The sequence below is a fragment of the Candidatus Sodalis sp. SoCistrobi genome, assembly GCF_900143145.1.
GTDB lineage: Bacteria > Pseudomonadota > Gammaproteobacteria > Enterobacterales > Enterobacteriaceae > SoCistrobi.
In genome coordinates this window covers 1-13,469 of sequence record NZ_FRDB01000066.1, presented here as the reverse complement: position 1 = coordinate 13,469, position 13,469 = coordinate 1, and the positions used below count along the sequence as shown (strand labels likewise).

At 56.3% G+C, this 13,469-nt stretch carries 10 protein-coding genes and 1 pseudogene; 8 read left to right on the top strand and 3 right to left on the bottom strand.

Annotation, left to right across the window (positions count from 1 at the left end; genetic code table 11):
• Window positions 1-170, bottom strand: a 170-nt coding sequence (locus CINSTRO3249_RS06500; RefSeq protein ID WP_143146886.1) for an IS1 family transposase, incomplete at its 3' end; no start/stop codon positions are given.
• 383 nt (window positions 171-553) lie between these two features.
• Here CINSTRO3249_RS06500 and CINSTRO3249_RS06495 point away from each other — a divergent pair.
• The 3 genes from CINSTRO3249_RS06495 (at window position 554) to pspG (ending at window position 3,726) form a co-directional block, all read left to right on the top strand.
• Window positions 554-1,654: a DUF917 domain-containing protein gene (locus CINSTRO3249_RS06495; protein ID WP_074012662.1), complete on the top strand. Its 1,101-nt coding sequence runs from the start codon at window positions 554-556 to the stop codon at window positions 1,652-1,654.
• Complete coding sequence (locus tag CINSTRO3249_RS06490; protein ID WP_074012661.1) at window positions 1,651-3,213, top strand: hydantoinase/oxoprolinase N-terminal domain-containing protein; 1,563 nt, start codon at window positions 1,651-1,653, stop codon at window positions 3,211-3,213. Before CINSTRO3249_RS06495 ends, CINSTRO3249_RS06490 begins: the two co-directional genes overlap by 4 nt.
• Window positions 3,214-3,486: 273 nt before the next feature.
• Window positions 3,487-3,726, top strand: coding sequence for an envelope stress response protein PspG (gene pspG / locus CINSTRO3249_RS06485; protein ID WP_074012660.1), 240 nt, complete (start codon window positions 3,487-3,489; stop codon window positions 3,724-3,726).
• Between the two features lie 301 nt (window positions 3,727-4,027).
• Here the strand turns inward: pspG and CINSTRO3249_RS06480 are convergent, their stop codons facing one another.
• Window positions 4,028-5,011 carry a quinone oxidoreductase gene (locus tag CINSTRO3249_RS06480; RefSeq protein ID WP_074012659.1) on the bottom strand — a complete coding sequence of 328 codons (984 nt, stop codon included), beginning with the start codon at window positions 5,009-5,011 and terminating at the stop codon, window positions 4,028-4,030.
• A 137-nt stretch (window positions 5,012-5,148) separates the two neighbouring features.
• On the opposite strand from CINSTRO3249_RS06480, the gene dnaB reads away from it, so the two are divergent.
• The 4 genes and pseudogenes from dnaB (at window position 5,149) to CINSTRO3249_RS06460 (ending at window position 8,725) form a co-directional block, all read left to right on the top strand.
• Window positions 5,149-6,555, top strand: a complete 1,407-nt coding sequence (dnaB, locus tag CINSTRO3249_RS06475; RefSeq protein ID WP_074012658.1) for a replicative DNA helicase — start codon at window positions 5,149-5,151, stop codon at window positions 6,553-6,555.
• Between the two features lie 139 nt (window positions 6,556-6,694).
• Window positions 6,695-7,892: pseudogene (locus tag CINSTRO3249_RS06470) on the top strand (aromatic amino acid transaminase).
• Window positions 7,893-7,957: 65 nt separating this feature from the next.
• A complete protein-coding gene (locus tag CINSTRO3249_RS06465; protein ID WP_074012657.1) occupies window positions 7,958-8,368 on the top strand; it encodes a secondary thiamine-phosphate synthase enzyme YjbQ in 411 nt (136 codons plus the stop codon).
• Between the two features lie 3 nt (window positions 8,369-8,371).
• Complete coding sequence (locus CINSTRO3249_RS06460; protein WP_074012656.1) at window positions 8,372-8,725, top strand: MmcQ/YjbR family DNA-binding protein; 354 nt, start codon at window positions 8,372-8,374, stop codon at window positions 8,723-8,725.
• A gap of 269 nt (window positions 8,726-8,994) precedes the next feature.
• Here CINSTRO3249_RS06460 and uvrA read toward each other — a convergent pair whose 3' ends face one another.
• Window positions 8,995-11,838 carry an excinuclease ABC subunit UvrA gene (gene uvrA / locus CINSTRO3249_RS06455; RefSeq protein WP_074012655.1) on the bottom strand — a complete coding sequence of 948 codons (2,844 nt, stop codon included), beginning with the start codon at window positions 11,836-11,838 and terminating at the stop codon, window positions 8,995-8,997.
• A gap of 243 nt (window positions 11,839-12,081) precedes the next feature.
• Here uvrA and ssb1 point away from each other — a divergent pair, with 243 nt between their 5' ends.
• Entirely contained in the window at window positions 12,082-12,597 is a 516-nt protein-coding gene (gene ssb1 / locus CINSTRO3249_RS06450) for a single-stranded DNA-binding protein SSB1 (protein WP_074012654.1), read from the top strand.
• Window positions 12,598-13,469: the final 872 nt, after the last annotated feature.

The window sequence follows — 13,469 nt, the reverse complement described above, 5'->3', positions numbered from 1 at the left end:
TCAACGATCTGCTCTTTAACTCCCGGCTTTCGCGCTTCATAGCGGTAGGTAAGCTGGAATACACGGTGACAGCACTGACACCGGAAGCGTTCGCGCTTAGTTGGACTAAGGCCATGTCGATAAATTTCATCTGAATGGCAGCGAGGACAATGAACAGAAACTGTAACCACGTGGAAACCTCAAATAGAGGCAGAATATCACAAAAGTCAACTATTTGAAGGCATTACCCGCAGAAGTAAAGAGCGGGCACTATTTTAGCGCTGATGGCTTATCATAATAAAGATATTCTTTTAATATAGTATTAAATTAATATTGAATATATTGATATAAGAATTAAATTTTTAATTCTGGATTGATTGCAAAAATTTTGTGACGTGGAATAAATTTATGGTTTAATTTCTCTGTCTTGGAAGGGATTGTTAAAGGTGAGGAATTATAATATGTCTAATATTGATGTCATGCCTATTATACGCGCAGCGGCGTATATTCACGCCATACGGTTTTCACCGGAAAATAGTGTCAGCGCCCATGCAGATAGACGGAGGATCGTGAAATGAAATGGCTGGATCATGAAGCAATTGAGCACATCAGTTACGGCGCCGCTATTCTTGCCAGCGGCGGTGGCGGCGATCCTTATATTGGCAAAATCATGGCACAACGGGCCATTGCCCAACACGGCCCCATCCAATTAGTCACCTTAGACGAGCTTCAGCCGGAGGCATTGCTGCTGGCGACGGGCATGATAGGATCGCCGACGATCATGATGGAAAAGGTTCCCAATGGACAGGAATCGCTACTGGCCTGCCGGCATATCGCTGAGCATATGGGCCGCCCTTTATCTGCTATCTATCCCATCGAAACCGGCGGCATCAACTCACTGTTGCCGCTGGCCTCGGCATGCATTCTCGGGCTGCCGGTAGCGGATGTCGACGCCATGGGCCGGGCTTTTCCCGAATTCCATATGACGACGTTCTATCTGGATGGCATCAATGCTTCGCCGTTTGCCGTCGTGGATGAGCATGCAAATGCCGCATTGGTAGAAGCACAAGACAGTTTGAAGGCGGAGAAACTGGCCCGCGCCGTCGCGGTGAAAATGGGCGGTGCCGCAGCCTTCGCCGGTTATCCGATAACGGTCGACCAGGCGCGTGTTTCGGGGATCGCGGGTACGCTGGGGCTGATGTGGCGCATCGGCGTCGAAATTCAGCAGGCGCGCGCTGACCGCCGTAACGTTATCGATACCCTGACAGCGCTATTGCAAGGCATTGTGCTGTTTCGCGGTAAAGCCAACCGGGTTAATCAGCGTAGTGAAGGCGGTTTCAACTACGGCACCGCCTGTTTTATTGGCGTGGACGACGATAGAGGCGGGCGCTTTGATGTGCTCTTTCAAAATGAATACCTGCTGGCGCGGCGAGATGACCGGGCGCTGTGTATGACGCCGGATCTTATCATTCTCCTTGATGAGGAAACGGGCTTGCCGATTCTGGGCGAGAGGCTTTGTTACGGGATGCGCGTGGTGGCGCTGGGGGTTCCCGCCCACGAGAAATGGCGCACGCCGCGGGGAATTGAAGTGTGCGGACCGCGGTATTTTCATTATCCAGATGACTATACGCCGGTCGAGACGTTGGCGGCCCGGTACAAGGAGGAAAGCGTATGAGTTTATCTTTGGGAATTGATGTCGGCGGCACCCACACGGATGCGGTGCTGCTTGATGCGCAGCAAAAGATTATCGCTCATACTAAACAACACACCAGCGCAGACGTCATGCAAGGGATCGATCAGGCGGTAACGGCCCTGTTGGCGCTGGTCGAGGTGGATCGCGGCGCTATACGCCGGGCAATGCTGGGCACCACCCATTGCACTAACGCGATTGTCGAACGTAAAGGTTTGCAGCCGGTGGCGCATTTCCGTCTCGGTGCCCCGGCCTCGCTGGCGGTGCCACCATTAACCGACATGCCGGCCGATTTCCGCGCACGGTTGCCGGCACGGCTTTTTACCCTTGCCGGCGGCTATCATTACGACGGCCAGATCATCTCGGCGCTGGATGAACAGGCCGTTCGCCAGCAACTGCAGGCGGTAAAAGGGCAGGTATGCGCAGTCTCGGTATGCGGTATTTTCTCACCCGTCGTTGCCGAGCAAGAGCAGCGCGTCGCGGCTCTGGCGCGGGAGATCCTGGGGGCGAAAACGCCGGTGTCTTTGTCGTCTGAGATCGGTTCCATCGGTCTTCTGGAACGGGAAAACGCCACGGTGCTTAACGCGGCGCTATGTGGCGTTGCGCATACCCTTACCGATGGTTTCCGCCAGACGCTGGCGCGGCGGGGCATTATCGCCGAGCTGTTTTTCGGTCAAAATGACGGTACGCTGATGCCGCTGCATCAGGCGCAAATGTTCCCGATCCTGACTATCGCCTCCGGGCCCACCAATAGCCTGAGGGGCGCGGCCAAACTCTCCAATTTGCCAAATGCGCTGGTAGTGGATGTGGGCGGCACAACCACCGACGTCGGCGCGTTATGCGGCGGATTTCCCCGTCAGTCCGCCATGGCGGCCGAGATAGGCGGAGTGCGTACTAACTTCCGCATGCCGGATATTGCCTCAATCGGCCTTGGCGGCGGATCGGTGGTAACCCTGGACGCCGACGGTGCTATCAGCGTCGGGCCCGAGAGCGTGGGTTATGCCTTACCGCAGCGGGCGCTGGTCTTTGGCGGTGACACCCTGACGGTGACCGATATTGCGGTGGCCCGTGGCTGGGCGGACATTGGCGATGCCACTTTGGTAGCGCACCTGTGTCCGGCAATGGTAACCCGGGTGGCGGAGCATTATGTGGCAATGGTTGAAAAATGCCTCGCGCGGATGAATACCAGCCAGAGCGACATGCCGGTCATTTTGGTGGGAGGCGGTGCGGCGTTACTCACCATGCGTCTTAAAGGCGCGTCTGAGGTGATACGCCCTCCTTACGCCGGCGTCGCCAACGCCACCGGTGTGGCCATTGCTCAGGTTAGCGGCAGTGTCGATACCATCGTGCTGCCCGGCGATGACTCCCTGGAGTCCTGCCTTCAGCGGGCGGAACATCAGGCACGGGAGGCGGCTATCGCCGCTGGCGCGCTGCCGGAAACCGTGGCCATCATCGAACTGGATTCGCTGCCGCTGGGGTATATGCCCGCAAATGCGATAAGGATCCGAGCCCGGGCAGTGGGGACGCTCGCTCCCGAACGCTAGACGGTGCCCGCGCTCGGAACAATCCGTGGCGTGTTTTGCTAACAGGGGACGCTCGCTCCCGAGCGCTAGACGGTGCCTGCAGCTCGGGACAATCCGTGGCGCATTTTGCTAAACAGTGGTAAAAACCGCTAACTCGCAATCATCGCCGGCTTCCTCGACTCAATAAAATCAGCCGGTTAGCGCAATGCCAACTTGGCATGCTTCTTGTATTAACACTTGAGAGCCATTCGTTATCGTCCATGCGGGCGTTACCCCGCCAATAAGGAGTCCTTCATGCTGGAAATTTTTTTCGTCATCGGTTTTTTTCTGATGCTGGTGCTGACCGGTATTTCGGTGCTGGGCGTGCTGATGGCGCTGGTGGCGGGGTCGTTGGTGATGCTGTTTGCCGGGCTTTTCGTCACGGCGGTCAAATTGCTGCCGTGGCTGTTATTGGCGTTGGCGGCGGCTTGGGCCTGGCGCGCGTTGAAAAAGCCGGCGCCGCCGCGCTCGCGGTTTGATTCCCGGATGCGCTAACGCACCAGGAGAAAATGGGGGATGGATCACAGCTTGGAGTTTTCCTGCCCCGGACGATATTTTTTTGTTATAGCGGCTGCTAGGATAAACGCGCTTAGACTCATTGATTTCATCATTACCGGATAACAATAGCGGTGGTTAGCTGCATGATCTGGTAATTTCTCCTCTGCCCCTACATTTTTACAGTGTGTGTTATGCGTTCGCGGTTTATGACGGGCTTCCTTCGGGAGCCCGTTGTTTATTATGCAGAATACGATGTCGGCGCTAAAAGACAGTCGGCGGCTCCAGCGGCACTTTTCCTTCAAGGGATCAGCAATAGCGACCCGTTGGTTTGTCGGTGCTCCAGCGCCTGATGTGCCCGCTGCACCTCAGATAGGGTGAATTTTTGCTCTGCGGGCACGTCGACTTTGATAACCCCGCTGGCGATCATGCTAAACAGTTCATCGGCGGCGTGTTTCAGGCTGGCGCCATCGGTGATATAGCCATTAATCGACGGGCGCGTGACGAACAGCGAGCCCTTTTGGTTCAAGATCCCCAAGTTCACCCCGGTGACCGGCCCTGAAGAGTTGCCGAAGCTGACCATTAATCCGCGGCGGCGCAGGCAATCGAGAGAGGCTTCCCACGTATGTTTGCCGACCGAATCGTACACCACGTTTACCTTGTTACCGTCGGTGAGGGCCGCTACGCGCTCGGGCACATTTTCCTCGCGGTAATTAATAGTTTCCCAGGCGCCCGCCTGTTTCGCTAACGCCGCCTTTTCGGCACTGCCAACGGTACCGATCATTTTGGCGCCCAGCGCCTTCGACCACTGGCAGGCGATGCGCCCGACGCCGCCGGCGGCCGCATGGAACAGGAAAATCTCATTCGGCTTGATTTCATAGGTTTGGCGCAGCAAATAAAACACCGTCAGGCCTTTCAAAAAGGCGGCGGCCGCTTGTTCAAAGGAAATAGCATTAGGTAATTGCGCCAGTTTATCCGCCGGCACATTGTGCACGGTGGCGTAGGCGCCCAGTGGGGATTGGGCGTAAACCACCCGGTCGCCGGGCTGAAGGTGTTCTACGCCGGGGCCGACTTTGCCCACCACGCCTGCCGCCTCCGTGCCAAGACCGGAGGGCAGCGATGGCGGAGGGTAAAGGCCGGAACGGACATAGGTATCGATGTAATTGATGCCGATGGCTTTATTCTCTACCTGCACCTCGCCCGGCCCCGGATCCGGCGGCGTGAAATCCACATACTCCATGACTTCCGGTCCGCCGTGGGCGGCAAACTGTATACGTTTAGCCATCACTCTTCCTCCTGTTGAGATATCTTTAATAACCATAAGCCCTGCGGCGTGGTTTGCAAAGCGCATAGGATCTCGACACGAGAGAGGATACAATGCGCCTTTATTCGAGGACTACCAGATAGGTAAAGTACGCTTTCATGTCAGAAAAAAAACCGTCTAACAAAGCAAATTTTCCCCGCGACCGCCAGGTTGAAGGTCTGAAGATGCCGCCCCATTCGCTGGAAGCGGAGCAGTCGGTGCTGGGCGGTTTGATGCTGGATAACGAACGCTGGGACAATGTCGCCGAACGGGTCACCGGTAACGATTTCTTTAACCGGCCCCACCGCCTTATCTTCGGCGAAATGCAGCGTCTGCTGGAGCTGGGCAAGCCTATCGACCTGATCACCCTTTCGGAATCCCTGGAGCAAAAAGGGGAGCTGGACGCGGTTGGCGGGTTCGCCTATTTAGCGGAGTTATCGAAAAACACCCCCAGCGCCGCCAATATTTCCGCTTATGCCGATATAGTGCGCGAACGGGCCGTGGTGCGGGAAATGATAAGTGTCGCCCATGAGATTGCCGATGCCGGGTATGATCCTCAAGGACGCAGCAGTGAGGATTTGCTGGATCTGGCGGAGTCGCGGGTGTTCCAGATAGCGGAGAATCGCGCCAGTAAGGATGAGGGTCCGAAGAGTATTGACCGAATTCTTGAGGATACGGTAGCGCGCATCGAACAGCTTTACCAGAAGCCGCACGACGGCGTGACCGGTGTTTCCAGCGGTTATCTCGATCTGGATAAAAAGACCGCCGGGCTGCAAAAGTCGGATTTAATCATCGTGGCCGCGCGTCCCTCCATGGGGAAAACCACCTTTGCCATGAACCTGTGTGAAAACGCCGCCATGACCGAGGCCAAACCGGTGTTAATCTTCAGCCTGGAGATGCCCGGCGAGCAGATCATGATGCGTATGCTGGCATCGCTGTCCCGCGTCGATCAAACCCGCATCCGTACCGGTCAGCTGGACGATGAGGACTGGGCGCGCATCTCCAGCACCATGGGGCTTTTGCTGGAAAAACGCAATATGTACATCGATGACTCATCAGGCCTGACGCCGACAGAAGTGCGTTCCCGCGCGCGACGGGTATTCCGTGAACATGATGGCTTGAGCCTGATTATGATCGACTACCTGCAACTGATGCGGGTGCCCTCGCTGTCCGATAACCGCACGCTGGAAATCGCCGAAATCTCTCGCTCGCTGAAAGCGCTGGCGAAAGAGCTGCAGGTGCCGGTAGTGGCGTTATCACAGCTGAACCGCGGCCTGGAACAACGCGCCGACAAGCGCCCCATCAACTCCGACCTGCGCGAGTCCGGCTCTATCGAGCAGGACGCCGATCTGATTATGTTTATCTACCGTGATGAGGTCTATCACGAGAATAGCGACATGAAAGGTATCGCTGAAATTATTCTCGGCAAACAGCGTAACGGCCCCATTGGCACCGTGCGGCTGACCTTCAACGGACAGTGGTCACGATTCGACAATTATGCCGGTCCGCATTATGACGATGAGTGATTTCTCCCGGCGCGATATTTTCCCATCGCGCTCCCATTTTTGACGCTTTTTGTTAACTTATTCGCCCTTCTAATCTCTTTATTTGATATTGTGATGAGTGGGTGCACTGTTGCACCCGTAAATCCAGGAGAGCTGCACCGTGTTCCGAAATGTTGATGCTTATGCGGGAGATCCCATCCTTACGCTGATGGAAACCTATAAACAGGATCCGCGACCTGACAGGGTCAATTTAAGCATCGGCCTTTATTACAACGAACAGGCGATCATTCCCCAACTGCAGGCGGTGGCAGAGGCGCAAGCCATGTTGCTCGCCCGGGCGACCTCGAGCTCATCGTCCTATCTGCCGATGGAAGGCTTGCCAACCTACCGCAGCGCCACCCAGGCGTTGCTGTTCGGTGAGGATCATCCGATGCGCAATGCGTTGCGTATCGCCACAATTCAAACCGTGGGCGGCTCTGGGGCGTTGAAAGTCGGCGCGGACTTTCTCAAATGTTATTTCCCGGATTCGCAGGTCTGGGTCAGCGACCCGACCTGGGAAAACCATGTGGCGATTTTCTCCGGCGCCGGATTCCAGGTGAACCGGTACCCTTATTTCGACAGTGAGAAGCTGGGCGTCAACTTCAGCGCGATGCTGGCCTGTTTCCAGCAATTGCCGCCGCGCAGCATCGTGCTGTTGCATCCGTGTTGCCATAACCCGACCGGCTCGGACCTGACGCGTTCCGAATGGGAGCAGATTATCGCGGTGGTGGCAGAAAGAGAGCTCATCCCTTTTCTGGATATCGCCTACCAGGGTTTCGGCGATGGGCTGGAAGAAGACGCCTTTGCGGTGCGCGAAATGGCACGACTGGGCCTGCCTTTTCTGGTAAGTAATTCTTTTTTCAAAGATTTTCTCTCTCTACAGCGAACGAGTGGGTGATCTGTCGATAGTCTGCGATAGCGCGAGCGAAGCCGAGCGCGTACTGGGTCAGCTGAAAGCGACCGTGCGCCGCAATTACTCCAGTCCGCCGAATTTTGGCGCCCAGGTCGTGACCCAGGTCCTGAACGAGCCAGCGTTGAATGCCCTGTGGCGTGAAGAGGTGGCAGCAATGCGTCTGCGTATCCTGGCCATGCGCCAGAGCCTGGTGACGGCGTTGAAAGTCGCGCTGCCCGACCACCAGTTTGATTATTTGCTGCGTCAGCGCGGCATGTTCAGCTATACCGGGCTCAGTCCGGCGCAGGTGGCGCTACTGCGCGAAACCTTCGGCGTATATCTGATCGACAGCGGCCGGATGTGTCTGGCCGGCCTGAATACCGCCAATGTCGCTAAAGTGGCCGAGGCTTTCGCGGCGGTGCAGTAGCGCGACCGGTTTTCATCAGCCCCCGCGTTGCCACTATACTAAGTGATCAACAAAGGAGCAGGATGATGTGGCACCAACAGACCCTGAAAGCCCGACCGCGCGGCTTTCATTTGGTCACCGATGAAATCGTTTCCCAACTGACGTCGCTAAGCGCAGTCCGCACCGGGCTGCTGCATTTATTGCTGCAGCATACCTCGGCATCTTTGACGCTCAATGAAAATTGCGACCCCACCGTCAGAACCGATATGGAAAATCATTTTTTACGTCAGGTCCCGGAATCGGCGCCCTATCTGCACGATGATGAAGGGGCGGATGATATGCCGGCACATATCAAGTCTTCTCTGCTTGGCAGCTCACTGTTATTGCCCGTCGGACATGGCACGCTGTTATTGGGCACCTGGCAGGGTATTTGGCTGGGCGAGCATCGTCACCGCGGCGGCGGCCGCCATATCGTCGCCACTTTGCAGGGGGAATAATCCATGGACCAATCGACGCTGTTGAGTTACTGCATGACTAAACCGGGCGCCGTGCAGAGCGTTCGTCAAGAGGGGCAGGCCAACCAGGTTAAAGTCGGCGAGGTGATGTTTGCCATGACCCATACCGTGGACGGCAGACCGGCGTTATCGTTGAAAAGCAGCGCCGAGATGGCCGGCGCATTGCGCAGCGCGTTCAATGCGGCGATACCGGGCGAGCGGCTGAATAAGGCCCATTGGAGTACGCTGTTTCTTGACGGCGATATTCCTGACTCCCAGCTGTATCAACTGGTGGACGCCTCCTGGCAATGGGCGGTAGCGGGCCTGCCGGAAGCGACGCGTCAGACGCTGAATATATGAGAGGGCGGCGTCTGCCAATAAGGGAAAACCGACGCGCTGTGGCGTGCGATGGCGCCGGTGCGCCGACAAGGTGATCGGCTGACCTTACAGCGTCATGCCGGCATAGCGTTATGCCGGGATCAGGCGGCACATCGATGCCGAACGGGCTGGCGTCGGTCAGGCACAATAATGCCGCCCGGTGCGCCGGCAGGTCAGCCGCGCGGCTGATGACGCCTGCCGTTAACCAAAGGGGCCCGCATGCGGGCCGCCCTCTGCCCTGACTGTTTTCCCTATGCTTTTTGCAGCGCCCGTTCCAACATTGGCCGCAAAAAGCGCGCGGTATGGGAGGCTTTACAGACCGCCACCGTTTCCGGCGTGCCGGCGACCAGAATTTCGCCGCCGCCGTTACCGCCTTCAGGGCCGAGATCGACAATCCAATCCGCGGTTTTGATCACGTCCAGATTATGCTCGATAACCACGATGGTATTGCCCTGATCGCGCAGCTGATGTAGCACCGCCAGCAATTGCTGGATATCGGCGAAATGCAAACCGGTCGTCGGCTCATCGAGGATATACAGCGTTTGCCCGGTGCCGCGTTTGGACAGCTCGCGCGCCAGTTTCACCCGCTGCGCTTCGCCCCCGGACAGCGTAGTGGCGGACTGGCCTAAACGGATATAGGACAGCCCGACATCTATCAGCGTTTGCAGCTTACGCGCCAGAGCGGGAACGGCGTCAAAAAACTCGCGCGCTTCCTCGATGGTCATCTCCAGCACCTGATGGATATTCTTGCCTTTGTATTTCACTTCCAGCGTTTCACGGTTATAGCGCTGGCCTTTGCAGTGATCGCAGGGGACATAGATATCCGGCAGAAAATGCATTTCCACCTTGATGACGCCATCGCCCTGACAGGCCTCACAGCGTCCGCCGCGTACGTTGAAGCTGAAACGGCCCGGCGTATAACCGCGGGCGCGCGATTCCGGCACGCCGGCGAACAGCTCGCGCACCGGCGTAAACACGCCGGTGTAGGTTGCGGGATTGGAGCGCGGCGTCCGGCCGATCGGGCTCTGGTCGATATCGATAACCTTATCGAAATGCTCCAGGCCCTGAACTTCGCGATAGGGCGCCACTTCGGTAGTGGTGGCGCCGTTCAGCTGGCGCTGCGCCACCGGAAACAGGGTGTCGTTAATCAGCGTGGATTTGCCCGAGCCGGAAACGCCGGTGATGCAGGTAAACAGCCCCACCGGCAGGGTCAGCGTCACGTCCTTGAGAGTATTGCCGCGCGCGCCGACCAGCTTCAATACCCGGGTGGGATCCGCCGGAATACGCGCCTGCGGGATGGCGATTTCCTGCTTGCCGCTGAGGAACTGGCCGGTGAGCGACGCCGGGTGGGCCATGATTTCCTCGGCGGTGCCTTCGGCTACTATCTCACCGCCGTGGACGCCGGCGCCCGGGCCGATATCGATAATATGATCGGCGGCGCGGATGGCGTCTTCGTCGTGCTCCACCACGATGACCGTATTGCCGAGATCGCGCAGATGTATCAGCGTTTCCAGCAACCGCTCGTTATCGCGCTGGTGCAAACCAATCGACGGTTCATCCAGCACATACATGACCCCGACCAGACCGGCACCTATCTGGCTGGCTAAACGGATACGCTGCGCCTCGCCGCCGGACAAGGTTTCCGCCGAGCGGGACAAGGAGAGGTAATTCAGCCCGACGTTGACCAGGAATTTAAGCCGGTCGCGGATCTCTTTCAGCACTTTTTCCGCAATCTTGGCGCGCTGGCCGCTCAGTTTCATGTCGTCGAAAAAAGACAGCGCGTGGCCGATGCCCATCTCGGAGATCTCCGGCAGGGTGGTGTGCTCCACGAAGACGTGGCGTGCCTCACGCCGCAGACGGGTGCCGCCGCAAGTGGCGCAAGGACGGTTGCTGATATATTTGGCCAGCTCTTCGCGCACCGCGGTGGACTCGGTTTCCTTATAGCGGCGCTCCATGTTCGGCAGCACCCCCTCAAACGGATGACGCCGCACCGAGGTGTCGCCGCGATCGTTGATATATTTAAATTCGATGTTTTCCTTGTCGGACCCGAACAGAATTTTTTGCTGTACCGTCGGGCTCAGGGCATGGAACGGCGCCTCAACGTCGAACTCATAGTGCTCGGCCAGCGAGCGCAGCATCTGGAAATAGTAGAAATTACGGCGATCCCAACCGCGAATGGCGCCGCCGGCGAGGGAGATATCCTGATTTTGCAGCACCCGGTCGGGATCGAAGTACTGCTGTACGCCGAGGCCGTCGCAGGTGGGGCAGGCGCCGGCCGGATTATTGAAGGAAAACAGCCGGGGCTCCAGCTCGGGCATACTGTAGCCGCAAATGGGGCAGGCGAAGTTGGCGGAAAACAGCAACTCTTCCGCTTTCTCGTCATCCATATCCGCCACCACTGCGGTGCCGCCCGAGAGGCCGAGAGCGGTTTCAAAGGATTCCGCCAGCCGTTGCGCCAGATCCTCGCGCACCTTGAAACGATCAACAACCACTTCGATGGTATGTTTTTTTTGCAGCTCGAGTTTCGGCGGATCCGACAGATCGCAGACTTCTCCGTCGATACGCGCCCGGATATAGCCCTGCGCCGCCAGGTTTTCCAGCGTTTTGCTGTGCTCCCCCTTGCGCTCTTTAACAATGGGCGCCAGCAGCATGAGCCGTTTGCCTTCCGGCTGCGACAGCACATTATCCACCATCTGGCTAACGGTCTGCGCCGCCAGCGGCACATCATGATCCGGACAGCGCGGCTCGCCGACGCGGGCGAACAGAAGACGGAGATAATCGTGGATTTCGGTTATCGTTCCCACCGTTGAACGCGGATTATGGGAGGTGGATTTTTGTTCAATCGAAATGGCGGGCGACAGCCCTTCGATATGATCCACATCCGGTTTTTCCATCAACGACAGAAATTGCCGGGCATAGGCGGAAAGCGATTCAACATAGCGACGCTGCCCTTCGGCATAGAGGGTATCGAACGCCAGCGATGATTTTCCGGAGCCTGATAGGCCGGTAATGACTATCAATTTATCGCGGGGTATTACCAGGCTGATGTTTTTCAGGTTATGGGTACGAGCACCACGAACTTCAATCTTATCCATTCAACTAATCCCAACACCGGATGAACGAGGGTGGCCTGCGCGATTGACAAAACCGCGGCGGCGCGAAACGGTCAATTATGGCACAAAAAAAGCTGAATGAATATCCAGTATTGCTTGTAACAAATAATTCTGCTTCACACTGTTTTTGATGCGCAGTCCAAGTTTCAAAACATGTTCTTTAAGCGGTGGCAATGGTAAACTTGAGCGATTAAACTTAGTCATTCATCTTATCAGGAGACCCCCATGGCCAGCAGAGGCGTTAATAAAGTGATTCTAGTCGGAAACCTGGGCCAGGATCCGGAAGTCCGCCATATGCCTAATGGTGGTGCGGTAGCCAACATTACGCTGGCCACCTCGGAGAGCTGGCGCGACAAGCAAACCGGCGAGACCAAAGAGAAAACGGAATGGCACCGCGTGGTGCTTTTTGGCAAGCTGGCCGAGGTGGCGGGCGAGTATCTGCGTAAAGGCTCCCAGGTCTATATCGAGGGATCGCTGCAGACCCGCAAGTGGCAGGACCAAAGCGGGCAGGATCGCTATACCACCGAAGTCGTGGTTAATGTGGGCGGCACCATGCAAATGCTCGGGGGCCGTCAGGGCGGCGGCGGTCAGCAGGGCGGCTGGGGTCAGCCTCAGCAGCCCCAGGGGAATAACGCGCAGTTTAGCGGTGGCAATGCCCCGGCGGCGCGCCCCGCGCAGAACACGGCACCGGCGCCCGGCAATGAACCGCCGATGGACTTTGATGACGATATTCCGTTCTGAGATTAACCTGAGACAGCCTTGTCACTGATGTGCGAAAAAACCTCCAATGACCTGGAGGTTTTTTTTTGATGTGAACCAAAAGACGTTAACGGTCAGGGGAAAAGTTAATTGCGATCATGGATTATGCATTTGCATACACTTTTTCGCGGGTTCCTGGGTATAAGAGTACGGCAACAAACTATTTGCGCTGAAAGCGGGCAGGAAATACCGAAAAATGGGCCGAGAGTTTCTTATCCTATAAACAAATTACTACGAGAGGGTGCCGCATCCGATCCTGTACGGCAGGGTTTCCCGATTATGATAAGCAAAGCGTCAATAATGGTATCGACATTTTGCGCAATACGGCGCAATGTATCAAGTGAAGACTATAAGCAATCCCCTTTTTAATTTGAACCTTTTCTTTACATCAAACTGCACGCTATAGGGGATTGAGAAAGTTTGACCCTTTGTATTCCTCTTAATTAAAAGATTACCCTAGGCTACTGTTGTGATAGCTTAGCCGCGGGTAATCAAGCGATAGCGAAACGTTGGCATACATTATCGTGAATACTAACGCCTTAGGACGGTTTAACCCTTTTCGCCAATGTGGCTTGTGTTGGTTTCATATAATGAGGAATTGGTCGGTCAGCAATTGTCGGCTTTTTGCGCGGTGAGATAGTGCTGCGCGCAATTTTGTGGCCGTTTTTGTGGCTGGCGTTAGCCCCCGAGGCTAAAGAGGTTTGAGGGGTGGGTGATTATGGCACCAGAGGCTGTAAAATAATCTGTGTAAATGGCATTTTTAGCAAAACCTTTAAAGGACTACAAAATGCCTATCAGCAACGATCTTATTGACCAATTGCTCCAGGATTGCCACTCCCCTCAGGACCTGTTGG

Excerpts from the sequence above, each read along its gene's own strand:
- uvrA (WP_074012655.1), bottom strand. The coding sequence starts at position 11,838 with ATGGATAAGATTGAAGTTCGTGGTGCTCGTACCCATAACCTGAAAAAC.
- CINSTRO3249_RS06495 (WP_074012662.1), top strand. The coding sequence starts at position 554 with ATGAAATGGCTGGATCATGAAGCAATTGAGCACATCAGTTACGGCGCC.
- CINSTRO3249_RS06480 (WP_074012659.1), bottom strand. The coding sequence starts at position 5,011 with ATGGCTAAACGTATACAGTTTGCCGCCCACGGCGGACCGGAAGTCATG.
- dnaB (WP_074012658.1), top strand. The coding sequence starts at position 5,149 with ATGTCAGAAAAAAAACCGTCTAACAAAGCAAATTTTCCCCGCGACCGC.
- CINSTRO3249_RS06460 (WP_074012656.1), top strand. The coding sequence starts at position 8,372 with ATGGACCAATCGACGCTGTTGAGTTACTGCATGACTAAACCGGGCGCC.
- CINSTRO3249_RS06490 (WP_074012661.1), top strand. The coding sequence starts at position 1,651 with ATGAGTTTATCTTTGGGAATTGATGTCGGCGGCACCCACACGGATGCG.
- CINSTRO3249_RS06465 (WP_074012657.1), top strand. The coding sequence starts at position 7,958 with ATGTGGCACCAACAGACCCTGAAAGCCCGACCGCGCGGCTTTCATTTG.
- pspG (WP_074012660.1), top strand. The coding sequence starts at position 3,487 with ATGCTGGAAATTTTTTTCGTCATCGGTTTTTTTCTGATGCTGGTGCTG.
- ssb1 (WP_074012654.1), top strand. The coding sequence starts at position 12,082 with ATGGCCAGCAGAGGCGTTAATAAAGTGATTCTAGTCGGAAACCTGGGC.